The 22,584-nt window shown below is 70.1% G+C and carries 27 protein-coding genes; 11 read left to right on the forward strand and 16 right to left on the reverse strand.

Annotated features, from left to right (window positions below; all coding sequences use genetic code 11):
• Positions 1-335 (forward strand): integrase core domain-containing protein (locus tag BM236_RS17770; RefSeq protein WP_139230160.1); only part of this gene is annotated, 335 nt, incomplete at its 5' end.
• On the opposite strand, the gene BM236_RS17775 is transcribed toward BM236_RS17770, so the two are convergent.
• On the reverse strand, positions 332-1,252 hold the full coding sequence (locus tag BM236_RS17775) for a ketopantoate reductase family protein (RefSeq protein ID WP_091126525.1): 921 nt from the start codon (positions 1,250-1,252) through the stop codon (positions 332-334). The two genes, BM236_RS17770 and BM236_RS17775, sit on opposite strands and share 4 nt — an antisense overlap.
• 115 nt (positions 1,253-1,367) lie before the next feature.
• Positions 1,368-1,670, reverse strand: a complete 303-nt coding sequence (locus tag BM236_RS17780; RefSeq protein WP_217645402.1) for a hypothetical protein — start codon at positions 1,668-1,670, stop codon at positions 1,368-1,370.
• Between the two features lie 265 nt (positions 1,671-1,935).
• Here BM236_RS17780 and BM236_RS17785 point away from each other — a divergent pair, with 265 nt between their 5' ends.
• From BM236_RS17785 to BM236_RS17795, 3 genes are read left to right on the forward strand one after another with little or no spacing between them, the layout of a single operon-like run.
• Positions 1,936-2,523, forward strand: a complete 588-nt coding sequence (locus BM236_RS17785) for a GNAT family N-acetyltransferase (RefSeq protein WP_091126527.1) — start codon at positions 1,936-1,938, stop codon at positions 2,521-2,523.
• Between the two features lie 57 nt (positions 2,524-2,580).
• On the forward strand, positions 2,581-3,042 hold the full coding sequence (locus tag BM236_RS17790; RefSeq protein ID WP_091126529.1) for a hypothetical protein: 462 nt from the start codon (positions 2,581-2,583) through the stop codon (positions 3,040-3,042).
• Positions 3,043-3,051: 9 nt separating this feature from the next.
• Entirely contained in the window at positions 3,052-3,681 is a 630-nt protein-coding gene (locus BM236_RS17795) for a TetR/AcrR family transcriptional regulator (RefSeq protein WP_091126530.1), read from the forward strand.
• A gap of 73 nt (positions 3,682-3,754) precedes the next feature.
• Here the strand turns inward: BM236_RS17795 and BM236_RS17800 are convergent, their stop codons facing one another.
• The gene (locus BM236_RS17800; RefSeq protein WP_091126532.1) at positions 3,755-4,369 is read right to left on the reverse strand and encodes a GNAT family N-acetyltransferase; all 615 of its coding nucleotides are present in this window, start codon (positions 4,367-4,369) and stop codon (positions 3,755-3,757) included.
• Positions 4,370-4,372: 3 nt separating this feature from the next.
• The gene (locus BM236_RS19135) at positions 4,373-4,723 is read right to left on the reverse strand and encodes a GNAT family N-acetyltransferase (RefSeq protein WP_175507745.1); all 351 of its coding nucleotides are present in this window, start codon (positions 4,721-4,723) and stop codon (positions 4,373-4,375) included.
• 189 nt (positions 4,724-4,912) lie between these two features.
• Here BM236_RS19135 and BM236_RS19140 point away from each other — a divergent pair, with 189 nt between their 5' ends.
• Positions 4,913-5,281 (forward strand): GNAT family N-acetyltransferase, encoded by a 369-nt coding sequence (locus BM236_RS19140; RefSeq protein WP_175507746.1) that lies wholly within the window; start codon positions 4,913-4,915, stop codon positions 5,279-5,281.
• A gap of 17 nt (positions 5,282-5,298) precedes the next feature.
• Here the strand turns inward: BM236_RS19140 and BM236_RS17815 are convergent, their stop codons facing one another.
• The 11 genes from BM236_RS17815 to BM236_RS17870 all read right to left on the reverse strand — a co-directional run bounded on the left by BM236_RS17815 (position 5,299) and on the right by BM236_RS17870 (position 13,139).
• Positions 5,299-5,937, reverse strand: a complete 639-nt coding sequence (locus BM236_RS17815) for a sigma-70 family RNA polymerase sigma factor (RefSeq protein ID WP_217645403.1) — start codon at positions 5,935-5,937, stop codon at positions 5,299-5,301.
• Positions 5,938-6,668: 731 nt separating this feature from the next.
• The gene (gene msrA / locus BM236_RS17825) at positions 6,669-7,202 is read right to left on the reverse strand and encodes a peptide-methionine (S)-S-oxide reductase MsrA (RefSeq protein ID WP_091126537.1); all 534 of its coding nucleotides are present in this window, start codon (positions 7,200-7,202) and stop codon (positions 6,669-6,671) included.
• Complete coding sequence (gene msrB, locus BM236_RS17830) at positions 7,199-7,678, reverse strand: peptide-methionine (R)-S-oxide reductase MsrB (protein WP_091126538.1); 480 nt, start codon at positions 7,676-7,678, stop codon at positions 7,199-7,201. The genes msrA and msrB overlap by 4 nt, the downstream gene beginning before the upstream one ends.
• 54 nt (positions 7,679-7,732) lie before the next feature.
• Entirely contained in the window at positions 7,733-8,500 is a 768-nt protein-coding gene (locus BM236_RS17835) for an SDR family NAD(P)-dependent oxidoreductase (protein ID WP_091126540.1), read from the reverse strand.
• A gap of 148 nt (positions 8,501-8,648) precedes the next feature.
• The gene (locus tag BM236_RS17840; RefSeq protein WP_091126542.1) at positions 8,649-8,954 is read right to left on the reverse strand and encodes a DUF427 domain-containing protein; all 306 of its coding nucleotides are present in this window, start codon (positions 8,952-8,954) and stop codon (positions 8,649-8,651) included.
• A gap of 118 nt (positions 8,955-9,072) precedes the next feature.
• Positions 9,073-9,393, reverse strand: a complete 321-nt coding sequence (locus BM236_RS17845; RefSeq protein ID WP_091126543.1) for a DUF6510 family protein — start codon at positions 9,391-9,393, stop codon at positions 9,073-9,075.
• Positions 9,390-10,226 carry an FAD-binding oxidoreductase gene (locus BM236_RS17850; protein ID WP_091126545.1) on the reverse strand — a complete coding sequence of 279 codons (837 nt, stop codon included), beginning with the start codon at positions 10,224-10,226 and terminating at the stop codon, positions 9,390-9,392. The genes BM236_RS17845 and BM236_RS17850 overlap by 4 nt, the downstream gene beginning before the upstream one ends.
• The gene (locus BM236_RS17855) at positions 10,219-10,815 is read right to left on the reverse strand and encodes a sulfite oxidase-like oxidoreductase (protein ID WP_091126547.1); all 597 of its coding nucleotides are present in this window, start codon (positions 10,813-10,815) and stop codon (positions 10,219-10,221) included. The genes BM236_RS17850 and BM236_RS17855 overlap by 8 nt, the downstream gene beginning before the upstream one ends.
• The gene (locus tag BM236_RS17860; RefSeq protein ID WP_091126549.1) at positions 10,812-11,192 is read right to left on the reverse strand and encodes a TraR/DksA family transcriptional regulator; all 381 of its coding nucleotides are present in this window, start codon (positions 11,190-11,192) and stop codon (positions 10,812-10,814) included. Before BM236_RS17860 ends, BM236_RS17855 begins: the two co-directional genes overlap by 4 nt.
• Positions 11,193-11,265: 73 nt before the next feature.
• The gene (locus tag BM236_RS17865; protein ID WP_091126550.1) at positions 11,266-12,123 is read right to left on the reverse strand and encodes an RNA polymerase sigma factor; all 858 of its coding nucleotides are present in this window, start codon (positions 12,121-12,123) and stop codon (positions 11,266-11,268) included.
• Between the two features lie 137 nt (positions 12,124-12,260).
• A complete protein-coding gene (locus BM236_RS17870; protein WP_091126552.1) occupies positions 12,261-13,139 on the reverse strand; it encodes a GNAT family N-acetyltransferase in 879 nt (292 codons plus the stop codon).
• A 550-nt stretch (positions 13,140-13,689) separates the two neighbouring features.
• Between BM236_RS17870 and BM236_RS19555 the strand changes: the two genes are divergently transcribed.
• On the forward strand, positions 13,690-13,824 hold the full coding sequence (locus tag BM236_RS19555) for a hypothetical protein (RefSeq protein WP_091126554.1): 135 nt from the start codon (positions 13,690-13,692) through the stop codon (positions 13,822-13,824).
• Complete coding sequence (locus tag BM236_RS17880; RefSeq protein WP_091126556.1) at positions 13,821-14,963, forward strand: N(5)-(carboxyethyl)ornithine synthase; 1,143 nt, start codon at positions 13,821-13,823, stop codon at positions 14,961-14,963. The genes BM236_RS19555 and BM236_RS17880 overlap by 4 nt, the downstream gene beginning before the upstream one ends.
• 54 nt (positions 14,964-15,017) lie before the next feature.
• Here the strand turns inward: BM236_RS17880 and BM236_RS17885 are convergent, their stop codons facing one another.
• The gene (locus BM236_RS17885; protein WP_091126558.1) at positions 15,018-16,421 is read right to left on the reverse strand and encodes an MFS transporter; all 1,404 of its coding nucleotides are present in this window, start codon (positions 16,419-16,421) and stop codon (positions 15,018-15,020) included.
• Between the two features lie 290 nt (positions 16,422-16,711).
• Between BM236_RS17885 and BM236_RS17890 the strand changes: the two genes are divergently transcribed.
• The 4 genes from BM236_RS17890 to BM236_RS17905 all read left to right on the forward strand — a co-directional run bounded on the left by BM236_RS17890 (position 16,712) and on the right by BM236_RS17905 (position 21,960).
• Positions 16,712-18,241 (forward strand): MFS transporter, encoded by a 1,530-nt coding sequence (locus tag BM236_RS17890; protein WP_091126575.1) that lies wholly within the window; start codon positions 16,712-16,714, stop codon positions 18,239-18,241.
• Between the two features lie 163 nt (positions 18,242-18,404).
• Positions 18,405-18,950 (forward strand): GNAT family N-acetyltransferase, encoded by a 546-nt coding sequence (locus BM236_RS17895; RefSeq protein WP_091126559.1) that lies wholly within the window; start codon positions 18,405-18,407, stop codon positions 18,948-18,950.
• A complete protein-coding gene (locus BM236_RS17900; RefSeq protein WP_139230161.1) occupies positions 18,947-19,180 on the forward strand; it encodes a heavy-metal-associated domain-containing protein in 234 nt (77 codons plus the stop codon). The genes BM236_RS17895 and BM236_RS17900 overlap by 4 nt, the downstream gene beginning before the upstream one ends.
• A gap of 56 nt (positions 19,181-19,236) precedes the next feature.
• Positions 19,237-21,960, forward strand: a complete 2,724-nt coding sequence (locus BM236_RS17905; protein ID WP_175507747.1) for a helix-turn-helix transcriptional regulator — start codon at positions 19,237-19,239, stop codon at positions 21,958-21,960.
• The last annotated feature ends 624 nt before the right edge of the window (positions 21,961-22,584 follow it).

Raw genomic sequence — 22,584 nt, forward strand, 5'->3', positions numbered from 1 at the left:
CGTGGTTCGCCGAACGTGGCGTCACCGTCCAGCGTGTTCTCAGCGACAACGGCAGCTGCTACCGCTCCTACCTATGGCGCGACACCTGCGCCGAGCTCGGCATCACGCCCAAGCGCACCCGGCCCTACCGGCCCCAGACCAACGGCAAGATCGAGCGCTTCCACCGCACTCTGGCCGAGGGCTGGGCGTTCAAGAAGTTCTACAACTCCGAATCAGCCCGACTCGCGGCCCTGCCAGGATGGGTCCACCAGTACAACCACCACCGGCCCCACTCAGCAATCGGCAAGCAAGCACCCATCACCAGGTTGGACAACCTGGCTGGGCATCACACCTAGCTGGCCCCCTCGACATACGGGTCGAGTACCGCCGCGAGCAGGTCGTTCACCGGAGTCGGCACGCCCAGCTCCCTGGCCATCGCGACCACGCTCTGTCCCAGCCAGGGCAGCTCCAGACGTTGCCCGTGGAGCAAGTCGTTGAGCATCGAGGACGTCATGCCGGGGGGCAGCGTGTCCACGAACTCCATCTGCCTGCCGGCGAAGTCGGAGGGCAACCGGATGCCGCGCGCGCGTGCGACCCGCACCACCTCGTCCATCGCATCGTGCAGCAGCTGTCGCGTTCGCTCGCGCCGGCGCAGCACACCGACCGGTTGGCGCGTGGCACTGGTGACGGATGAGAGTCCGACCAGGAAGACGAACTTCTTCCAGACGACCTCCGACATCGACGTCGAGAGCTCGGCGTCGACGCCTGCTCGGATGAAGGCCTCGAACAGCCGCATCGTCCGCTCGGTGCAGCGTCCGTCGAATTCGCCGAGGACCATCCTTGCCAAGGTCCCGTCGTGCTTGATGATCCCGGGAGCGGCGATCTTCGCGGAGATGTAGCAGACGGCACCGATCAGTGTCTGAGCCGGCAGGTATGCCCGCAGGATGTCGTCCTTGTTCACCCCGTTCTGGAGGGAGAGGACCGTGGCGTCCGGACGCAGATGGGGCCCGAGCCGTCGACCGATCTCGTCGGTGTCCCAGAGCTTGACGCCGATGGCAGCGACGTCGACGTCTCCGAGTTCTTCGACCGAGTCAGTGACGTCGACCGGGAACAGGTGTGCTGGCGCGCTCTCGCTCTCGATCCGCAACCCCGTCGTCCGCATCGCTTCCAGATGCCGACCGCGGGCCACGAAGGTGACGTCTTGACCATGCGCGGCGAGCTGGGCGCCGAAGTAGCCTCCGACACCGCCAGCCCCGATGATTCCGATTCGCATACGCCACCCTTCACTCGCGGGTCCGACGAGGGAATGCCTCGTCCTGTTGGATGCGAGCGGCCGAGGACTTCTTACCTGGACGCGCGAAGAAGCCTCCCGCGTGCGTCGGGTCCGCTCAGAGGTAGCGGCCTTCGAAGCGTGTCCCGCGGCGGGTCTCGATGAAGGTGAGTCCGGTGACCGCACCGCCGTCGACGCGCCAGCGGAGTGCATAGCTGGCCCTGTAGTCCGGTGGCCAGAAGGATGCGAACTCGCCGTCCCCCACAATCCACCAGTCACCTCGGGTGGGCCGGCGGTCCTCCGTGTACGTGGTGTGTCCGTCGGACGTGAAGACTTGCGTAGCCCCGTCCCCGAACACCAGTGTTCCGGCCGTCAGGGCGGCGCGCATGTGCTCGGCAGTGACGATCTCGTCGTGGGCCACCTGCAGTCCTTCGAGCGCTCGAGGCATGTGGACAAGACCTTTCTCGAGGGTGCGGTCCGCGGGTCGGCAGACCTTGGTCACGGTCGAGGACCACGGCAACGGTGGGTCGCTCATGACTTGGTGGCGCGTTGCGCGGTCAGCCTTTCGCCGCCGACTCGTCGGCCTCTCAAGAGGCCCCCATCCCCGCTATACTGGACTTTCTAGTCCACTCCGGACTAGCGTCGAAGAACCTCGCGTCACGCACGAGCTCGCTCAGAGGAGGGACATGATGCGTCCCGTCACGATCATCGGCCCCGTCATCACGACTGCCAGGTTGCGATTGCGTCCCTGGCGACCCGAGGACGCCGCCGATGCCCTGGAGATCTACGGCAGCGCAGAGATCGCCAGGTGGTTGACCCCAGCCTTGGAGCGCATGGAGGGCCTCGACCAGATGCGCGCCGTACTCAGTCGCTGGATCACCGACCCCCCGTCCCTTCCCGGCCGGCCGGCCGGGCGGTGGGCGATCGAAGAGATCGAGACGGCGCGCCTGGCGGGGTCCGGGCAGATCCTGCCGCTTCCTCCATCGGGCGTTGACCTCGAGCTGGGCTACCAGCTCAAGCCCTCGATGTGGGGCCGAGGGCTCGCCACGGAAGCAGGTCACGCCTTGGCCCATCATGCGTTCGCGCACGGCGAGGAGGAGGTCTTCGCCGTCGTCCGACCTCACAACTCCCGCGGTGCGCGCGCTGCCCGCCGCATCGGGATGGAGTGGGTCGGAGAGACCGACAAGTACTACGACCTTCGCCTCCAGGTCTTCCGATACCGCAAGGCCGACCTTGACATCTCGGCACTCGACCCGAGACCGGTCGAGCGCTGACTCGTCGCGTGCGCTTTACGAGGGCCGCACCGTGAGCCGCCAGTTCGAGGAGGTGAGATGAACACACCATTCGCCGGGGTACTGGCCACGGAGAGCGTGTGCCTTGCCGCCGTCACCGACGGCGCCACGCTGGCCGAGTGGCGGCATCGGGTCGTCAAAGAGGTCATGACTCCGCAGTCTCCTTACGCGATCGCGCTGCGTCAGGCGGGCGACGTCCGGGATCGCGCCGAGTTCCTGGCCCGATGGCGCCAGCTCATCGCCGATGCGATCGCCCGCGTCGTGCCCTGCGCCGCGGCACGACCTTCGGATGGCGCGACGGGCGAGTCCGGACCAGCGGTCGTCGACCCGCAGAGGACCGCGGTGTTGATCCTGGCCGCCCTTCACGGCGGATGCACCTTGAGCCAGCTCGCACAGGATCAATGGCCTCTCGACGCTGCTCTCGATGTCGCACTGACACCGTTCGCCGGGCCCGGCTCCCCGGCCGGAGCGGACACGAGCACTGTCCCATCTGGTCAGTAGCATGAGCCTGTGACGACGACCGCCCAATCCCCGAATGGCCGACGCCTCACGGCGCGCGGCTTGAAGACACGGGCCAGGATCGTCGAGGCAGCAGCCGATCTCATGTTCGTCCAAGGCGTGGGAGCAACCACACTCGACGACGTGCTGGCCGCGAGCGGCGCCAGCAAGTCGCAGTTGTACCAGCACTTCGACGGCAAGGACGCGCTCGTGCGTGCCGTCATCGATCACGTCGGCGAACGCATCATCCGGCGTGAACGTGACGCCCTCGGCCACGTCTCCACCATCCGTGGCCTCTATCGCTGGCGCGACGCGACCGTGCAACGCAACGCACTTCGAGACGGTGCCTACGGATGCGCGCTCGGCTCGCTGGCATCGGAGGTATCCGACCACGACGCCGCCGCCCGCGAGGCCCTCGCCCGGCTGTTCGGAGAGTGGCAGGAGCTTCTGGCGGCGGTCCTCCGGCGGGTTCAGGAGGCCGGCACTCTTCCAGCGGACGCTTCCGTGGACCAGCTCGCCACCGGCCTGATGGGTGCCCTGCAAGGCGGCTACATGCTGGCGCAGACGGCGCGTGACGTCACGCCGATGGCGACGTCCCTCGACATGGCGCTTGCGTACATCGAGAGCCGCACCATCAGCTGACCTCCCGGCGAACGCGCGGTCGGGCGCCGGACGCTCGCCCGGGAGGCCGTACGTCAGGTTGGGTCGCCCGCCATCACCAGTCGTCTACCCCGACCGGGTTGTACGTGTCCCCCATCGAGACTCCTGGGCGAGCGTTGTGGAGGTCCGCACGACCCATCCGCAGCACCTCCAGCCGAACGTCCCGGTAGGCCCAGTCGCGGGTGACGCCGTTCATCCCGAGACGCCTGGCTACGGCATGACTGGCACTGTTCTGCTCCGCCGCCACGACGAAGACCTCGTCGACCTCCTCGACGCTGAAGGCTTGATGGGCGAGCGCGTGGCCGATCGCACCGGCCACGCCGTGACCCCGGGCACCGGGCCGAAGATGCCACCCCATGACAAGGTCCGGATCGCGGCGGCTGAACGGGAGAAGGGTGGCACCGCCGAGAAGTCGCCCATCGTCGACGGCTTCGACCGCCCACAGGCCCTGTGGCACGGGAGCCTGCGACGACTGCAGGTTCCACTCCTCGAGCACACTCCTCATCTCACCGAGATCAGCAACCGGCTCACGTCGACCGATCGCCCGCACCACTACGGGGTCGCCGTAGATCTCGAACGCCTCGTGCGCGTCCTCGACCGACCACGGCCTCAGGACGACCATCGGGGTGAGGATGCGGTCGCGCTGGACGACGACGTGCTGCTGTTCCATTCCTCACCGCCCACTCTCGAGGCGGCGCGCGGTTCGCGAAGCCACCAGCGATGAGCGGTTGACGTCCACGACGTCCGTCCACTCCGGATGTGCGTCCACGTAGTCGGCGACGAAGCCGCAGTAGATGCCGGCCCTTCCCCCGCCCGCGCGCACATCCTCCAGCGCATACTTCGCGAGAGCCGACGCCACGCCACGGTGCCGCTGGTCCAGGTCGACGTAGGAGTGGGTGAGTGACACGCGTCCACCGGTCGTCTCGTAGGCCAGGTCACCCACGACATGGCCATCGATCAGCGCCTCGTACAGACGAGCGACCTCATCCTTGCGGATCTCGACAACGGCCTGATCCCGCTCCATACCTCGACCCGCCTCGCTCGTTCCAGTCACGATCCACCTGGACCGTGCTTTGCATTCGTGTCGGACTGGCCCGTCTGGCTTACGCCCGCACGCACATTGAATTTCGGGCTCTACGGCTCTTACTTGGACTATATCGTCCAGTCTGCCGGACGTGAAACTACGCCGGCACCTACGTCGAAGAAGTCGTCGATGAACCTCGTAGACCCCACACCGCCGCGCGATGAGCTGATCGACAACACCGACCGAGGTCGGTTCGAGCTTCATCGGGCAGGTGAGCTCTCCGGCTGGCTGTACTACAGCCACCTGAACCCGAACCGGTATGCCTTGCAGCACACAGAAGTCGAGCCTCGCCACCAGCATCAGGGGGTGGGCGCAGCCATGGTGCGTCGCGTCCTCGATGAGATCCGCGCGCGTGGCGGGACCGTCACGGCTATCTGCCCCTTCGTGGCTGAGTACCTCTCGAGGACGACGCAGGACGCCGACCTGATCGATCCTCGTCACCCCGGCTACGCCGACCGTGCCGCGGCTGAAGCCGCGGTCGCGCCGGCTCGTGAATGAGGCCGCGCGCATGCCCTTCAGGCGGAGCGAAGCGCGCTCACGCCGGGGAGGTGTCCGTTGGCCACCAGCGCCGCCCGAAGCTTCTTGCGGGCATCGAAGAGCACTTTGTACAAGGCGTTGCGCGTCGAGCCGAGCTCGTCCGCGAGAACCTCGATCGGCATGCCGTTGAGGACGGTGGCCACGAAGACCAGTCGCTGCCTCTCTGTGAGGGCGTCCTCCACTGCGGTCCTGACCGCCTGGGCGAAGTCTCGAACCTGCACCTCGTCGTCAGGGCTCAGGTCGAACCTCGAAGCAAGCCTGGCCCAGTCCTCTTGCTCGTAAGGAACCTCGTGCCGGCGCCAGAAGTGCCGGTTCATCTTGGTCGCCACGTTGAAGATGGCGAACTTGGTGGCCCACGTGGTGAACCGCGCTTCGCCACGGAACCTGTCGAGCCGCTCGATCACGGCCATCACGGCGTCCGCTGCGGCTTGGTGCGCAATGTCCTCGAGCTCGGGCCCCTGTAGCTCCAGCAGAGGGGCGCGGCGGCGCGCCTCTGACTTCGAGATCCGCACGAGCAGTGGATACAGCTCACCGCAGGCCGCTTCTCGTCGGGGGCCGGGCATGGACAGGTCGCATACCCACCGGCGGTTCTCTTGCTCAATGTCCGGGTCGTCCACAACAGCCTCTCTTGGCCAGAACCTTCACGCCGGGCCTGCGCTGGTCCCGTACCTTGCTGCTCGACGTCTTCTCACCATAGACCGGACTATTTAGTCCAATCAAGAGGATGGGAGCGCGCGCGGCAAATCTTTACTGGACTACCGAGACCAGTTTCATACGTCCATCGGGCGCAGTCCCCGGTCGCTCGACCCGTCGAGGCTGGAGCGAGACGTCGTCGCCGAGTACCGCAGCGGCGACGGGCGCTGTGCCTACCGGTGAGTCGCGTGCATGCCCTGGGGGACGCGTCTACGCGGACGGGTCGTCCCGAAGCGCGGCTAGGAGACCCTCCAGGTCCTGCCCGCACGCACCGCAGGCGAGCAGATGCGCATGCAGGACCGGGAACCGCTGGGCCGCGTCTTCTCCAGCAACGAGGAGCTCAGCGTAGATGTCGAGCACGTCCATGGTCGCGTCGCAGCCGGCGTCACGTGGATCGGTCCGCAAGAAGGCGTCGAGGCGTGCCCAATGATCGCTGGGACCACCGTCGGATGGACGACGTGCACCGCCGTCAGGCACGCCCCCACCTCGCGTAGCTCATTGACTCCAATGCCTCGTCCGAGTGTCTGCTCGGCGCCAATCTATCGCCCTCACCGGATGCGCGGATCACGACCGAGGCGATGCGTACGCGGGCGCGCGATGGGCTGGCTGCCTCGACAGTGGTCATGAGGGTGCTTCTCGTCCGAGCGTTCGCTCGTCAGTCGGCCGGCTGCTGCTGAGTCGGCAGCTGCCACTGCGGCCGGACGAAGTGGCACGTGTAGCCGTGGGGATGCTTGACCAGGTAGTCCTGGTGCTCAGGCTCGGCCTCCCAGAAGGTTGAGGCTTCGGTGACCTCGGTGACGACGGGGCCCGGCCACAGACCACTGTCCTGGACGTCCGCGATGGTCGCCTCGGCGACGTCGCGCTGCGTCTCGTCCTGGTAGAAGATGGCCGACCGATAGCTGCTCCCGACGTCGTTGCCTTGCCGGTTTGGCGTCGTCGGGTCGTGGACCTGGAAGAAGAACTCGAGCAGCTCGCGGAACGTGATCCGCATCGGGTCGAAGACGATCTCGACCGCCTCGGCATGCCCAGGGTGGTTGCGGTACGTCGGGTGGTCGTTGGAGCCTCCCGTGTAGCCGACCCGGGTGGAAAGCACGCCGTCCTTCTTGCGCAGGAGGTCTTCCATCCCCCAGAAGCAGCCGCCGGCGAGGACCGCGGTCTCCGGCTGATAGGCCACGCCACACGTGCTCATGCGAGGCCTCCCTCCTGCGTGGGCGTCTCCGCGCCACCGAACAGGTGCGCGTACTCGCCGTATCCCTCGACCTCGAGGTGGCTCGCAGCGATGAAGCGCAGAGACGCGGAGTTGACGCAGTAGCGCAGGCCACCTGCCTCATCGGGTCCGTCGTCGAAAAGGTGGCCGAGGTGGCTCTTGCCGTGGGCGGAGCGGATCTCGGTGCGCACCATGCCGTGGCTGGTGTCCGTGAGCTCGACGACGTTGTCGGGCTCGAGTGGAGTGGTGAAGCTGGGCCAGCCGCTGTGACTGTCGTACTTGTGCAACGAGGCGAACAAGGGTTCGCCGGAGACGACGTCGACGTAGATGCCCGGCTCCTTGGAGCCCCAGAACTCGTTCTGGAAGGGCGGCTCGGTGACGTCGTGCTGGGTCACTGCGCGCTGACGCTCGGTCAGCCGCTCGATCGCCTCTGGAGTGCGCTCATAGGTCCGTGCCACTGTTCTCCCCTTTGCTATCGGTATCCCGTGCCGCGAGCGGCGCGGGTGAACGGATCAGTTCCGGCCCGCCATGACACCGCCGTCGACGTTGAGGATGGCGCCGGTCACCCAGCTGGCCTCTTCGGAGAGCAGGTAGGTCACCGCCGAAGCGATGTCCTGGGGAGTGCCGACCCGGCCGAGCGGGTGGAAGCTGTCGAAGGTGGCCAGCGTCGACTCGAGCTGGTCCTGAGGGATGAAACCCTCGTACAGCGGCGTCGCGACGACAGCCGGGGCAACGGCGTTGACCCGGATCTTGTGCACGGCCAGCTCCATGGCGAGGTTGTGGGTGAGCGCGTGCAGCGCCGCCTTGCCCATGGAGTAGCCGGTGGCGGGAGTGGCAGCGATGGCCTGATGGGCCCACATCGAGCCGATGTTCACGATCGCTCCCCCACCGGCGGCGATCATGCCGCGGGTGACCGTCTGGGTGAGGAAGAAGGCAGACCTGGCGAGCTCGAGATAGGAGTCGTAGTCCGCGTCGTCGTAGTCGAGGTATGACTTCGGGATGAAGAAGCCGGCCGAGTTGACCAGGAGTGTGGCATCGGCGTGCTCGGACGCGAGCAGGTCTTGCACGCGCTTGACCACCGCGCGGTCGGCGAGGTCCGCGGTGATGCCCCACGCCTTGCCTCGCTGCGAGAGGGCGTCGACCGTGTCCTCGACGCGGGCCGGGTTGCGGCCGATGATGACGGCCGAGCCGCCGGCGGCGACCACGTCCTCTGCGCTCTGTCGTCCCATGCCGCTGCTTCCGCCGACGGCGATCAGCTTGCGGCCTTCGAAAGCACCCATGTCATTGACTCCTTGGTGAGGCGGCATCATGCCGCACGTTGCTCCTGCCGTGAGCCGGAGCTGGACGCCTGGTATGTGCCACGGCCGGTCGGCGTCTTACCTTGGCGACCGATCTGTGGCGGATGCGAACGTCAGCCGCTGGGTGGCCTCAGTTCTCGAGCCGGACCTGACGGGTGTCGAAGGCGACGTAGCCGCTGAAGTCGCGCCCGACACGCTCGGTCGCGAACCGCGTCAGGTGGGGATAGGACCATGCTCCGTCCTTGAGCACCGTGTCGCCCATGAGGACGTCGTGGTACTGCGCTGCGCCCTTCCACGGGCAGGTGTACGGCGTCGGAGAGTCGCGCAGGATGCCGGCTGTGATCGCGTCAGGTGGGAAGTAGGCGTTCCCCTCGACGCCGACGACCTCGTCGATGGGAGCCTCCGCGACCACGGTCTCGCCCACTACTGCCTTCATCGGTGTCTCCTTCTCGATCCCGCAGCGTCGATCGCCGCGCTGGTGACGGTGAGGCGTTGGTGTCGAGGAGGTCCAGGTTCTTACTCGTGTCGCGGTCAGGCTCGAGGCAGGGTCGCGGTCAGGCTCGAGCAGGGCGAGGAAGGAACAGCCACGAGCTGGAGCCGGAGATGTCCAGCCAGGTTCCCCGGGGTGTGCGGGCGAGGCGAGCGACGATCGCTTCGCACTCCCGGCACCGCAGGACCGTGCCGGGCCCGCCCAGGTAGGCGCGCAGCTGGGCGAATGCTTGGGTGGCGGAACACGTGCCGCAACGGACGGTCACCGTCGTGGGGTCATGGGCAAGGACGTCGGAGAACTCCCCGGCGGCGGCGTTCCCGTCCAGGACGAGGCCGGACCCGGCGTCATCGCCGGGCGTGGACGGGCTCGATACTTCAGTTGTCATCGGTCGGCTCCTGACGGTCCGAATCGTTCGGTGCGTATCTGGTGGTCGGCGTATCCCGCTTCGCGAAGCAGCGCGGTCGCGTGGTCGACGAAGCCGGAGGACCCGCACACGTACACGCGCGTGGCGAGCGGCTGCGCCCACGAGAGCGGCGCCTGGAGGTCGTCGGCCGACAGGTGGGCTGGCGGGCGGGGATGACCGTCGGGGATCCTGCGGGTGTAGACGAGGCGGATGTCGGTGTCAGCCGGCGTCGAGGCACGCGCCGATGCTGCGGTCATGCGTTGCAGCTCGGGGCCGTACATGAGGTCGCGCGGCCCGCGTAGCGAGTAGACGAGCATGGTCGGTGTCTTGTCCCGCGCCTGCTGTCGAGCTCGGAGCATGGTGACCAGCGGTACGACGCCGGACCCGCCGGCGAGCAGGAGCACGGGACCATCGCCGATGGCAGGGTCTCCCGGCTCCCACACGAACCAGCCGCCGATGGGTCCGCGTACGTCGAGCTCGTCGCCGATCTCCATCACGTCGACCAGGTAGGGCGAGACCTCGCCGTGTGGGAGGAGGTCGACGGTGATGGCGACACGGTCCGGGGTGGAGGCCTCGGCCAGCGAGTAGCTGCGTTGGGCCGTGTAGCCGTCGGCGGCGGTGAGCCGGATGTCGACGTGCTGACCGGGGAGATGCCCGGGCCAACCGGGAACCCGAAGCGCGAGCGTCCGTGCGTGCTGCGACTGGGAGTGCAACCCGATCAAGGTCGCCTTGTGCCACCGGTTGCGAATCCTCGGTGCGGCGCCGTCGCCAGCGGCGGACCTGGCGGTGCGGACCCCGGCCTCTGCGTCAGTCACCGGCGTGCCGTTCCTCGCGCCACGGGTCGCCGTAGTTGTGGTAGCCGAAGCCTTCCCAGAACCCGGGCTCGTCGAAGCGCTGCATCGTGATGCCGTTGACCCACTTCGCCGACTTCCAGAAGTACAGGTGGGGCACGAGCAGACGCGCTGGGCCGCCGTGCTCGACGTGCAGCGGGTCGCCGTCGTGCTCGTAGGCGACCCAGGCCTTGCCGTCGAGAAGGTCTTCGAGCGGAAGGTTGGTGGTGTAGCCGCCGTAGGAGTGCACCATCGCGTACTCGTAGTACGTCTCGACGTCCTCGAAGAAGGCGTCGAGCGGGACACCCCGCCACTTGGTGCCGAGCTTGGTCCACCGGGTGACGCAGTGGATGTCGACGGTGACGTCCTCGGAAGGCAGAGCCATCATCTCGTCCCAGGTCCATCGCGTCGGTGCACCGGACTCGGGGGTGATGGTGAAGCTCCAGTCCTCCGTGGCGACGGTCTGGGTCGGACCTGCGGTGAGCACGGGGAAGCCGCGCGTCAGGTGCTGCCCGGGCGGCAGGTCGACGGCCCGCGGGTCGTGATGCCCGAGGAACCCACGTGAGACCGTCATAGCGCTGGCTCTCCCTGGCCGCGGCCGTGGAGGTGATGCGGCCGGCGGGCAGCCTCGTCGACGGTGTGCTCGGCTGCGGGGTCCACCTCGAGTCGGGCGTCCGGGATCGGCTCGCCACTGTCCAGCGAGAAGCCGTACGAGCCGTTCGTGATGCGGTCCTGCGCGCGCTCGAGCGCGGCGAGCTGCTCGCGAAGGCTGCGCTCGATGGCGAGGTCCACTGATTCGTGCTCGAGCGGCTGGGCACCGTCGGCGTCCCCGTTGCCGGCGTCGCGCTCGGCTGCATTGTCCTCGGTGCGTGCCACCGCTGCTGAGGCCAGCAGCGTCTCGACGCGGTGTCGCTTGGCGTTGATCAGGTCCTGAGCACGTTCGAGCTCCATGTTTCCTCCTGGTCGAGTGAGGTGGGGGGTGCGGGTCCCGGGCGTCCGGGTTCGGTGATGGATGCGCGTGCCGTCAGCGCTGGGTGAGATAGGCGTCGACCCGACCACGGAGGTGGTTGCGAGCCACGCGGAGATCTCGCTGCAGGTCCCCGATGTCTCGCCCGAGAAGCCCGCTCGCGGTCGGGAGCGAGTGCCCCTCGATGTCCACGACGTACACCGCGTCGGCCATGCCGGCTGAGAGCTCCTCGAGGGCTTCGTCCACGACCGAGTAGAGCTCGCTCGTCTCCGCCTCGTCCTCCGGGCTGAGGATGCGCGAAAGCGTCGGCCAGGCAACCGGCGGGCTCGCCCACTCGCTGACGTCGGGACGGTCACCGTAGAGCTCGGGGAAGAGCAGCTCGGCCTGGTCCCCGTCGGCGTCCAGCGCGTCGCGATCGGCAAGGGCCCGCAGGTCGGCGAACGAAGCGGGATCGGCCGGCAGGTCAGTCTCGGCGAGGTCCGCGGGGTCATGCGGATGGTGGTCGATCAGGCTGGTGGCCCAGGCGTCACGGGCGACCTCATGGTCCTCGACCTGTCCATGGATCAGCCCCAGCAGGTGCTCGGTGAGCTGCTCACGCGTCGGTGTGGCCGCACCCCTGGCGTTCAGGAAGTGGTCCCAGGTCTCTTGGACCAGGTCGTCGGCGTGCGAGGGGTCGGCGGCGCGCGCGATCGCGGTCAGCGCGCGATGCGACTGGTGGATCGCCGCGTCCGACTCAATGGGCGCTGCATTCTTCGCGGCCGCCGTGACCGCGAGCGACATGGTCACTGTGCCGCGGCTCGCCAGCACAGCGGCGGTCGTCGCCAGCTGGCCGAGGTACGTCGCACATCCGTCGCACGACCTGGCGTGGCGGGCGAGGCCCCGCACGTCCTCGGCCGCGAGCGACCCATCGATCACGAGACTGCCCTGAGCGACAGTTCTGCTGCAGTTCACCACCGGTCTTGTCGGCATCCCCGCTGCCAGAGCACCGGGTCGATGCCGGACCTCCCCTCCGCCTCGTCTTGTCTGACGGCGGATTCGTGTCCGTCGGGATCTCAGTTCTTACGGGCTGAGGACCGACCACGCCCGGGATGGACTGGGTCGATGAGGTCGCCGTAGCCGGCGTTGTGCTCGATGAACGTCGACACGACCGGGCAGTAGTTGGTGATGGTCTTGCCCTGGGCGCGGACGTCGTCGAGTACGCCGCGGATCAGCTCCGCGGAGATACCCTTTCCGCGGTACTCCGGGAAGACCGATACTCCGAGCACGATGATCCGATCGTCGCCGGCCAGGTTGTAGGTGACGCCGCCCACGGCTGCGTCCCCGACGGTGGCTTCGTAGACGCCGGCCATCTCGTCGTTCACCAGCACGAGATCGGGCCTCCGGCCGCCGGCCGGGTCGGCGCTCTCGTCCATCAAGAGGCTGTGCCCGAGCTTGTCCACCTGGCCACGGTCGCTCGTCCGGGCCGGATGCTTGAGCGCGCATCGCGTCAGCGAGGATGCGGGGTGCTCCTGCGCATAGTCGGGACGCGGCTCCTGGGGACGCTGGTAGGCGAGCTCACCACCGCGGCGGCCACCGTACGGGCGCCCGTGATCAGCGAACTCATCACGAATGAAGATGAGCTGCCATGGGCCGGCAGTGAAGTGGGCGCCGGTCCGCAGCGTCTCGTTCGGCCCGAAACCGGTCGCACCGTCCCCGACCATGGTCAGCACGTACTCGTCCGCCGTGTCGTGCAGGATCGTGGCATGCAACTCGTCCGCTGAGGGCAGCTGCAGATCCGAGTCGGGTCCTGAACCGATGTGCGTCAGATCGCAGCTGATCTCATGCACATAGCGTTCGGACTCACCGGTGACCATGAGACGAGGATGGCCAGCACCCCACGCTGCGTGCGTCGTGGTGATCGTCGGTTGCCTCGCGGCCGGCTTCTTGTTCATTGCGTAGTCCTCGCTCCGTTTGGCCGTGCACCGTCTGGCGTCGCCGGGCAGACCGCCGATTGCGCCAGGACCACGGTGGGGCACCGTCACTTCTGGTGGGACGCAGCCGCAGTGCTCGTGTAGTTCTTCGGCTCAACCGGCACACCAGTCGATGACGAAGGGATCGACCCGTTCGGGTTTGTGACAGCAGCGCTCAGCGTCTTACCTCGGCTCCGAAGGAGCGTGCGTCACGCGCGCGAGGCGTGGGTCCCCGCAACCTGTGCCATGACCTTCGCCTCGTCTGTCCTTCGATGCCGACAGCGTGGCGCCAGACCGGGTCCGGCAATCCGCCTACCGAGCTTTCGTGACCGCAGCTGCTGAGGCGTCCCGATGAAGCCTGGACGCGCATCGGACCGCAGGTGCGCCACTCGGATCAGAGTCGCCGCGCACCGCCGCGTCCGGTCCGGGTCGCGGCACACCGCCACCTGAAGGTCACGATGGCCCGGCACGGCAGCGCGAGGCGTAGTCTCGAACTCGAAGCCACTCAGGCTTCCTCTCAGAGAGACACCCCATGAGCGACAAGTCGCCGCGCCAGAGCATGACCAAGAAGACCGGCAAGTCCATCAAGGAGAAGCGCGCCGACAAGCGCAACGAGGGATCGGCGGAGAACCTGTCCGACAAGATCCACTCGGGCAAGAAGAAGTGACGCTCGCGACGCTCGGCGTCATCGGTTCGTCAGCCAAGGAGAACGAGCACCGGCTGCCGATCCACCCCGATCACCTGCCTCAGCTCGATGCCGACCTCCGCAAGCGGATCACACTCGAGCATGGGTACGGCGCGCGATTCGGTGTCGACGACGCCTCCCTGCGGCAGTACGTCGCCGGGTTCGCGTCGCGCGACCAGCTGCTGGCGGACTGGGACGTCGTGCTGCTGCCCAAGCCGCAGCTCGCGGACGTCTCCGCGATGGGCCCGGGGCAGGTGCTGTGGGGCTGGCCGCATTGCGTCCAGGACGCCGACCTCACCCAGGTCGCGATCGACCATCGATTGACCGTGATCGCCTTCGAGGCGATGAACCACTGGACGCGCGAGGGTGCCGTCGGGCTCCACGTGTTCCACAAGAACAACGAGCTGGCCGGCTACTGCTCGGTCCTCCACGCGCTCCAGCTTGCGGGCCTGACGGGGGACTACGGTCGGCGCCTGAGCGCCGTCGTCATCGGGTTCGGTGCCACGGCACGCGGTGCGGTGACCGCACTCAACGCGCACGGTGTGCACGACGTCTCGGTGCTGACCAATCGGGGCGTGGCCGCGGTGGGATCGCCGATCCACTCGGTGCGCATTCGCCAGTTCGAGCACGACCAGGGCAGCGCGCACACGAGCGAGGTGATCACCGAGCGCGGACGCGAGCCGCTGTCGGCGTACCTGGCCGAGAACGACATCGTCGTCAACTGCACCCTCCAGGACACCGCCAACCCCCTCATCTATCTGCGCGACGACGACCTGTCGGCGTTCCGCCCGGGAAGCCTGATCGTCGATGTCTCGTGCGACCTGGGGATGGGCTTCAGCTTCGCCCGCCCGACGAGCTTCCACGAGCCGACGTTCGTGGTGGGGGACAACGTCCTCTACTACGGCGTCGACCACTCGCCGTCGTACCTGTGGAACTCCGCGACCTGGGAGAACAGCAACGCTCTCATTCCGTTCCTGCGCCGCGTGCTCGACGGTGGGCCCGCGTGGGACGCGGACGAGACGTTGAGCCGGGCGATCGAGATCCGTGACGGACGGGTGATGAATCCCGCCATCCTGACGTTCCAGGGGCGGGAGGCGGGCCCTCCACACCGGGTGGCGTGAAGGCGCGCACGTGAGCGCGTCACTCCGAGGTAGGCCAGCGTCCACCAGGACCGCTCACCGGCGGGCGATCGCCCCACCCAGGATGGCCGTACCGAGCGCGACGGCTGCCGCCGCGGTGAACGCCGCCGGGAACCCGCGACCCGACGAGAGCGCGATGGCGGTGAAGGTCGCGGTGCCGAGCGCGGCACCCACCTGGGTGGCCGAGCTCGCCAGGCCGGAGGCCAGTCCGGCGTGGGAGTCCGGCACCGCGGATGCGAGGACCATGGTCGTCGGCGTGAAGCTGAGCGCCACGCCCGTCGCGACGAGCAGGAGCCCGGGCAGGACCGCGACCGGGTAGCCGAGCGAGCCCGGTCCCCAGGCGAGCCAGAGCTGACCGGCCGCGAGGACCAGCAGACCACCCACCAGGCTGCGCCGCGGACCGATGGCACGCAGCACCTTCGGGAGCAGGGTGAGCGAGACGGCGAATCCGCCCACCGAGGTCGGCACCATGGCCAGGCCGGCGTGCTCGGGCGACAGGGCGAGCGCCTGCTGGAGGTAGAGGGCGACGAGGACGAACGTCGAGGCCCGGGCCGCCCCGCCCAGGATGGCGAGGGCGACACCGAGGCGGAGCACGCGGGACCGGAAGAGCTCCAGCGGCACGAGCGGGTCGGTCGCGCGTCGTTGCAGGAGGACGAACGCGGCCAGGAGGACGGCGGCGACGACGAAGGCGAGCACGGTGGGCGCGGTCAGGCCGCCGTCGGCGGCACGGAGGGCGCCGTGGACCAGGGCCACGATCGCGCCGGTGATCGTCAACGCCCCGGCCGCGTCGAAGGTGCGCCGTGCCGTGCGGGGGGAGTCCTCGAGGACGCGTAGCCCGAGGACGACGGCCGTGACGGAGGCCGGCACCGTCACCAGGAACACCGACGACCAGCCGAAGGTGCCGGTGAGAATCCCGCCGGCGAAGACGCCGGTGGCACCGCCCACCGCGGAGGCGGCGCCCCACAGGCTCATCGCCCGTGCGCGCCGGTCGCCGGAGAAGTTGAGCAGCAGCAGCGACATCGCCGCGGGGCTGAGCGCGGCGGCGCCGACACCCTGGACGATCCGGCCCGCGATCAGCATCCAGGCGCTCGCCGCGCTTGCGGCCAGCAGGGTCCCGATGGTGAACACGGCCGCCCCGCCGACGAACATGCGGCGGCGGCCCAGCAGGTCGGCGACGCGGCCCGGGAGCAGCAGCAGGCCGCCGAAGGCCAGTACATAGGCGTTGACCACCCAGCTGAGACCGGAGGGGCTCAACGCCAGGTCAGCCCGGATCGACGGCAGTGCGACGTTGACGATGGAGGTGTCGAGCATGACGACGAACTGCGCCGAGACCAGGAGGCCGAGCGCGATCGTACGGCGACGCTCGGCCCTGGTGCGGCTCGTCGGGAGGGACGCTGTCGCCGGGTCGGCGTGAGCGGGGGGCGGTGCGGTGACGGTCATGGTCCTCGCCTGTCTCGGGCGGTCTGCGGGCCCGACCACCGTCCCGCGGGCCGGGGCGCTCTCGCACCGGCGAGATCGCCGGGTTCGGCCGGCGTGTGCGCCCGGAGACCGGGTCCCGCCGCTCCCCGGGCGCCGCACGTGCCTCGCGCGGAGGGCGCTCCTCGGGCCACGACGACGCGGTCGCGACGCGTCGATCCCGGCGATTCCGCCGGCGCGAGCAGCCAGCGCTCGACGCGACGCTCGTCGACATCACCGGCAACCCGCCGGCTCCCGATCCGAAGGAGACCCTGATGTCCACCGAGCTGCACCACCCACCGTCGGCCGGCACCGCCGACCACGCGAGACCCGCCGTCGCTCACCACCACGGGCACGCCCCGCAGGCGGGGCACGGGCCTGACGCCGACGTACCGCGTCGTCCCTGGACCGTGCTCGCCCTGATGCTCGCCGCCCAGGTGATGGTGGTCCTCGACGTCAGCGTCGTGAACGTCGCCCTGCCCAGCATCGCCGCGAACCTGCACCTGTCCTCGAGCGGCTACCAGTGGACGGTGAGCGCCTACGTGCTCCTGAGCGGCGGCTTCCTGCTGCTCGGCGGCCGGCTGGCCGACCTCTTCGACCGACGTCGGATGTTCCTGACCGGACTGACCGTGTTCACCGCGGGCTCGCTGGTCTCCGGCCTCGCCGGCACCGCCGCCACCCTGATCCTGGCCCGCGGCGCCCAAGGCGCCGGCGCGGCCTTGCTGACTCCTGCGGCGATGTCCATCGTGATGACGACGTACGCCGGCCGGCAACGCGCCACGGCGCTGGGACTGTGGGGCACGGTGGCCAGCATGGGCATCGCCGCCGGCGTGCTCTTCGGCGGCATCCTGACCACCGTCCTCGACTGGCGCGCCGTCTTCTTCATCAACGTGCCCGTCGGCGTCGCCGTCCTGGCCGGCGTGCTGCGCAAGGTCCCCGCCTCCCCGGCGACGGCTGGACACGGCGGCCGGGGCCGGCTCGACGTCTCCGGCGCGCTGCTGCTGGTGACCGGGCTGCTCGCCCTGGTCTTCGCGGTGGAGTCGACGACCAGCCACGGCTGGGGCTCGTCCCGAACCCTGATCGCCGGCGCCGCCGCACTCGCCCTGCTCGGCGGGTTCCTCGTCAACGAGCGTCGGGTGGCCGCGCCGATCGTGCCCCCCGCCACCTGGCGCGTCCGGTCCCTGGTGTCCGCCTCCGTCGTGATGGCCGGCGTCACCGGAGCCGTCGTCGGCGCCATCTTCCTCAGCTCGCTCTACCTGCAGCAGGTGCTCGGCGACTCCGCCCTGGTCGCCGGTCTGGAGTTCCTGCCGCTGGCCGCCTTCATCACCGCCAGCGCCGCCGTCGCCTCGAAGGTGCTGCCCCACGCGGGCGCGAAGAGGCTCATCGCGGCCGGCCTCGTCATCGCCGCCGCCGGCGCGGTCGTCCTGGCCTCCCTCGACTCCGAGTCCGGCTACCTCACCGACGTGCTGCCCGGCTTCGCCCTGCTCGGCCTCGGCGTCGGCCCGATGTTCGTGGCCATCTCGGTGGCCGCGATGAGCGACGTGCCGCAGCAGCACTCCGGGATGGCCTCCGGCCTGCTGATGACGGGCCACGAGATCGGCGCCGCCCTCGGCGTCGCCGCCCTCACCGCCATCGCCGGCGATCTGACCACCCACGCCGGCATCGTCTCCGGCACCCACGACGCCTTCTGGGCGATCGCGGTCGGGCTGTTCCTCCTCATCGTCCCGACCGTCCTCCTGCCCGCCTCCGACCCGGCCGCTGCCGCCGGGCACGGACACGGGCACGGGCACGGCCACGGGCACTGAGCCCCGGCGGCTTCCCCGGTGCGACCGCGCGCCGGGGAAGCCGACCCAGAGCCCGCGGACCGCCTCGAGCCCGCGCGCACACGCCGCAGAACCATGCCACCCACGCCAACCACGCCACCCACGCCACCCACGCCACCCACGCCACCCACGTCAGGAGACGACCATGACGACCACCGCACCCCCGACCAGCTCGACCAGCCCGACCAACCCCACGCCCGGCGACGTCACCATCCGTCGGGCAGGGGTGCAGGACGCCGGCACCGTCCTGGCCCTGATGCACGAGCTCGCCGAGCACGAGGACTCTGCCGGAGCGGTCCGCTGCACCGAGGACGACTGGCGGCGCATGCTCGCGAACCGGTCGGTGCTCGTGCTGCTCGCCCACCTCGACGACCACCCGGTCGGCTATGTGAGCGGCGTCCGCCAGCTGAACCTCTGGATCGGCGGCGACCTCCTGGCCATGGACGACCTCTACGTCCGGCCCGGGGCCCGCAGCAGCGGCGTCGGCGGGCGGCTGATGGCGGCGCTCGCCGAGGCCGTCACCTCCGAGCGGCTGGTCATCACCTGGGGCGCGCGCGAGGACAACGAGGCCGGCCACCGCTTCTACCGCCGCATCGGCGCCAGCCTCCGGACCAAGGTCGTCGCCTCCTGGTCGCCGCACCAGTACGCCGCCTACCTCGACGCCCGCCCGACCGACCGCGCCACCCGATGATGCGCGACACGCCGCGCACCTTCGTCGGGTCGGTCGTGCTGCTCCTCGAGGCACCGGTCGGCCGGCGTACGGCCGAGGACCTGCCGGCCGCGATCGGCGCGCTGCCCGGGATCGTCCGGTGCGAGGTCGACGTCGCGGCCGCCACCCTCGTCGTCACCGCCGAGGACCCGGTGGAGCGCGCCGACGTCGTCGCGGCGGTGGAGCGGCTCGGGTGCCGGGTCCGCAGGTGAGCACGGCGGCTGCGACTTCCGCTCCCGGCCGGCCGGGAGCCTCTAGGGTGACGATCGTGCTGAGGGGCAGGGAGCGCGAGCAGGCGGCACTGCGCCGCCTCCTCGATGCTGCCCGCGCCGGCCGAGGCGAGGCGCTGCTGCTCCGCGGCGAGCCGGGCGTCGGCAAGTCCGTCCTGCTCGACGACGCTGTCGCGAGTGCAGCGGACCTCACCGTCCTGCGCACCCGCGGCGTGGAGTCGGAGGCACCTCTCCCGTTCGCGGCGCTGCATCGCCTCCTGCGCCCCGTCCTCGGCCGCCGCGACCAGATCCCGGCACCCCAGGCGACCGCGCTGAGCGCCGCCTTCGGCGAGACCACCGAGACCGTCGCCGACCGCCACCTGGTGTGCCTGGCGACGCTGAACCTGCTCTCCGAGGCGGGTGGGGAGCGCCCGGTCCTGGCCGTCGTCGATGACGCCCACTGGCTCGACGACGCCTCGGCGGCCGCGCTGCTGTTCACCGCCCGCCGGCTCGACGGTGAGGCCGTCGCCCTCGTCTTCGCGGTGCGCGAGGACGAGCGCGGCGGCTTCGACGATCCCGACCTGCCGGTGCTCGAGGTGGGCGGTGTCGGCGAGGAGGCGGCCGATGCCCTCCTCGCCGATCACGTCGGCGTCCCGGTCGCGCCGCAGGTGCGTGCCGAGCTGCTGGAGGTGACCCGGGGCAACCCGCTCGGACTCGTCGAGCTGACCCGTGCGCTGAGCGCCGAGCAGCTGTCCGGACTCCAGCGGCTCCCGGACCGGTTGCCGATCACCGAGGTCGTCGAGCGGGCCTTCCTCGACCGGTACCGCGGCCTGCCGGCCACCGCGCAGACGCTGCTGCTCGTCGCCGCTGCCGACGACTCCGGTCACGCAGCGACCGTCGTAGGCGCCTCTGACACGCTCGGCGCCGGCGCCGACGCGCTCGACGCCGCGGAGGAGTCGGGGCTGCTGGCCGCCGATGACGGCATGGTGACGTTGCGCCATCCGCTGGTGCGCTCGGCGATCTACGGCGCCGCCACCAGCTCACGCCGCCGCCAGGTCCACCGTGCGCTCGCCGGCGCACTGACGGGCACGCCGGACCAGGACCGCCGGGCGTGGCACCTCGCCGCCGCGGCCAGCGGGCCGGAGGAGGAGGTCGTCGCGGCTTTGGACGAGGCGGCCGAGCGCGCCCGCCGGCGCGGTGGCCACGAAGCGGCATCGGCGGCGTGGACGCGCGCCGCCGAGCTCACCCTCGACCCGCAGGCCCGTGCCCGCCGGCTGTACGACGCAGCCGCATCCAGCCTGGCCGCCGGCCGGCCCTCGGAGACCGATCAGCACGCCCGGGCCGCGCTGGCGGACACCGACGACGCGCTGCTGCGCGCCGACCTGCTCCAGCTGCTGGGCCAGGTCGAGTGGAACACCCGTTCCCTCGACGACGGCTACCGCATCGTGTGCCAGGCGGCTGCGACCGCGGCACCGCAGGACCCGGCCCGAGCACGCGTCCTCGCGATGCTGGCCGCGGCGCTCGCCTCCTTCGGCGCGCACCGCACGGACGCGCCCGACCCGGCCGGCCTGGTGCCGCCGCCCGCGCCGACCGCACCTGCGGAGGAGCACGTCGCGGCACTGCTGCTCGAGGGGTTCTCGGCCGTCGGGCGAGGCGACTGGCCGACGGCGGCCGACGCGCTGCGTCACGCGTGGGAGACGCCCATCGACCCGGGCGCCTCACCACTGCTGCACAACAACCTCGCCATCGCGACCCTCCACCTGGGCGACGACGCCCGGGCGATCGAGCTGCACGACCTCCAGCTCCGGCGGGCCCGCGACGCCAGCGCGGCGAACATGGTCGAGCACGCCCTCACCCGGGGAGCGCTCTTCCGCATCGCGACCGGCGCCTGGGGCGAGGCGACCTCCGCCGCCCAGGAGGCCCTCCTGCTCGACCGCAACCTCGGCCTCGACGAGCTCGTCACCTTCCCGCTGGCCGAGCTCGCCCTGGTCGCCGCCCTGCGCGGCGACCGCCACGCACCCCGGCTCCTCGCCGAGCTCGAGGCGGAGATGGACGCGCACCCGCCGCGCGGCGTGGTCACGGGGCTCGTCGCCGGCCTCGCGCACTGGGCGGCCGGACGCCAGCCCGGCCTCGCGCCGGCGTCCGCGCTCCACCACCTCGAGCAGATCGACCTGCCCGTCGTACGCCGGCTCGCCGCTCTGGACCGGATCGAGACCGCCGTGCGGGCCGGGCGCCGGGAGGTCGCCGAGGAGTGGCTCGCCGAGCTCGCCGCCTTCGCCGAGGGCACCGACATGGCCTGGGCACGGGCGGCCGTGCACCACGGCCGAGCCCTGCTGGGCGGTCCCGAGACCGAGGCGGAGCTGCGGCGCGCCCTGGTGTGGCACGCCCGCTCGCCGCGGGTGCCCGCCCGCGCCCGCAGCCAGCTCGCGCTGGGCGAGCACCTGCGGCGCGCACGCCGCCGAGCCGACGCACGCGGGCCGCTGCGGGAGGCGCTCGAGACCTTCGAGGCGCTGGGCGCCGTCTCGTGGGCGGACCGGGCCCGCCAGGAGCTGCGCGCCTCCGGGGAGACCGCGCGCCGCGGCGCGGCCCTCGTCGCGACCGAGCTGACCGCGCAGGAGGCGCAGGTCGCCGGGCTGGTCCGTCAGGGCCTGTCCAACAAGGACGTGGCCGGCCGGCTGTTCGTCAGTCCCCGCACGGTCGACTTCCACCTGCGCAACGTCTACGCCAAGCTCGGCATCACCTCCCGCACCGAGCTCGCCGCGCTCGCGACCGACCCGTCCTGAGCTCGGGGCGCCCGCGGTGAGCGGCGTGCTGCTCCGGAGCGCCGTGTGGAGCGCCGGCCCCAGCGGAGGTCGACGGACGCCGTCAGGAGTGCGCTATCCGGCGGCGCCGACGTGTCCCGGCAGGGCGCTTTTCGCCGCCATCGATCATTCGTCCGGGGACGGCAACGCACCACCGTCGCGGCATCTCTCGCAGGAACAGCCATGTCATCCGTACGTCACACCAGCCCGTTCCGCGTCCTCGTCACGCTGCTGACCGTCCTGTCCACCGCCGTGGGTGTCGAGCTCGGCGGTGAATCGCCCCGGGTCTGGTGGAGGCAGCCCAGGGCGATTCAGTCACTTCCGCGGTGACGCGTTGGACGCGAATCGGACATAAGGTCGGATCGACCGGGTCGTCATGGTTCGGAGTGCTAGCGGTCGGTGTGCTCTCCGGCTCGCATCGAGCCTTTTCGACACGCCCCACGCTGCGGCGATCTGCTTGATCGGGTCGTGTCGGAACCACATGCGCCAACCTTGCGAACGTGTGGCAGTCGGTCCTCGCGCACCCACACTGGCCGACCCGAACGAGGGAGAGTGGGGGCACTGCGGCGGAGACCCAACTACCCAGAGAACCGCCCACAGCCGGAT

The organism is Nocardioides terrae, from assembly GCF_900112345.1.
In the GTDB taxonomy this organism is placed as follows: domain Bacteria; phylum Actinomycetota; class Actinomycetes; order Propionibacteriales; family Nocardioidaceae; genus Nocardioides; species Nocardioides terrae.

Excerpts from the sequence above, each read along its gene's own strand:
- BM236_RS17775 (WP_091126525.1), bottom strand. The coding sequence starts at position 1,252 with ATGCGAATCGGAATCATCGGGGCTGGCGGTGTCGGAGGCTACTTCGGC.
- BM236_RS17785 (WP_091126527.1), top strand. The coding sequence starts at position 1,936 with ATGATGCGTCCCGTCACGATCATCGGCCCCGTCATCACGACTGCCAGG.
- BM236_RS17790 (WP_091126529.1), top strand. The coding sequence starts at position 2,581 with ATGAACACACCATTCGCCGGGGTACTGGCCACGGAGAGCGTGTGCCTT.
- BM236_RS17800 (WP_091126532.1), bottom strand. The coding sequence starts at position 4,369 with ATGGAACAGCAGCACGTCGTCGTCCAGCGCGACCGCATCCTCACCCCG.
- BM236_RS19135 (WP_175507745.1), bottom strand. The coding sequence starts at position 4,723 with ATGGAGCGGGATCAGGCCGTTGTCGAGATCCGCAAGGATGAGGTCGCT.
- BM236_RS19140 (WP_175507746.1), top strand. The coding sequence starts at position 4,913 with ATGAACCTCGTAGACCCCACACCGCCGCGCGATGAGCTGATCGACAAC.
- msrA (WP_091126537.1), bottom strand. The coding sequence starts at position 7,202 with ATGAGCACGTGTGGCGTGGCCTATCAGCCGGAGACCGCGGTCCTCGCC.
- BM236_RS17835 (WP_091126540.1), bottom strand. The coding sequence starts at position 8,500 with ATGGGTGCTTTCGAAGGCCGCAAGCTGATCGCCGTCGGCGGAAGCAGC.
- BM236_RS17840 (WP_091126542.1), bottom strand. The coding sequence starts at position 8,954 with ATGAAGGCAGTAGTGGGCGAGACCGTGGTCGCGGAGGCTCCCATCGAC.
- BM236_RS17845 (WP_091126543.1), bottom strand. The coding sequence starts at position 9,393 with ATGACAACTGAAGTATCGAGCCCGTCCACGCCCGGCGATGACGCCGGG.
- BM236_RS17855 (WP_091126547.1), bottom strand. The coding sequence starts at position 10,815 with ATGACGGTCTCACGTGGGTTCCTCGGGCATCACGACCCGCGGGCCGTC.
- BM236_RS17860 (WP_091126549.1), bottom strand. The coding sequence starts at position 11,192 with ATGGAGCTCGAACGTGCTCAGGACCTGATCAACGCCAAGCGACACCGC.
- BM236_RS17870 (WP_091126552.1), bottom strand. The coding sequence starts at position 13,139 with ATGAACAAGAAGCCGGCCGCGAGGCAACCGACGATCACCACGACGCAC.
- BM236_RS19555 (WP_091126554.1), top strand. The coding sequence starts at position 13,690 with ATGAGCGACAAGTCGCCGCGCCAGAGCATGACCAAGAAGACCGGCAAG.
- BM236_RS17885 (WP_091126558.1), bottom strand. The coding sequence starts at position 16,421 with ATGACCGTCACCGCACCGCCCCCCGCTCACGCCGACCCGGCGACAGCG.
- BM236_RS17890 (WP_091126575.1), top strand. The coding sequence starts at position 16,712 with ATGTCCACCGAGCTGCACCACCCACCGTCGGCCGGCACCGCCGACCAC.
- BM236_RS17895 (WP_091126559.1), top strand. The coding sequence starts at position 18,405 with ATGACGACCACCGCACCCCCGACCAGCTCGACCAGCCCGACCAACCCC.
- BM236_RS17900 (WP_139230161.1), top strand. The coding sequence starts at position 18,947 with ATGATGCGCGACACGCCGCGCACCTTCGTCGGGTCGGTCGTGCTGCTC.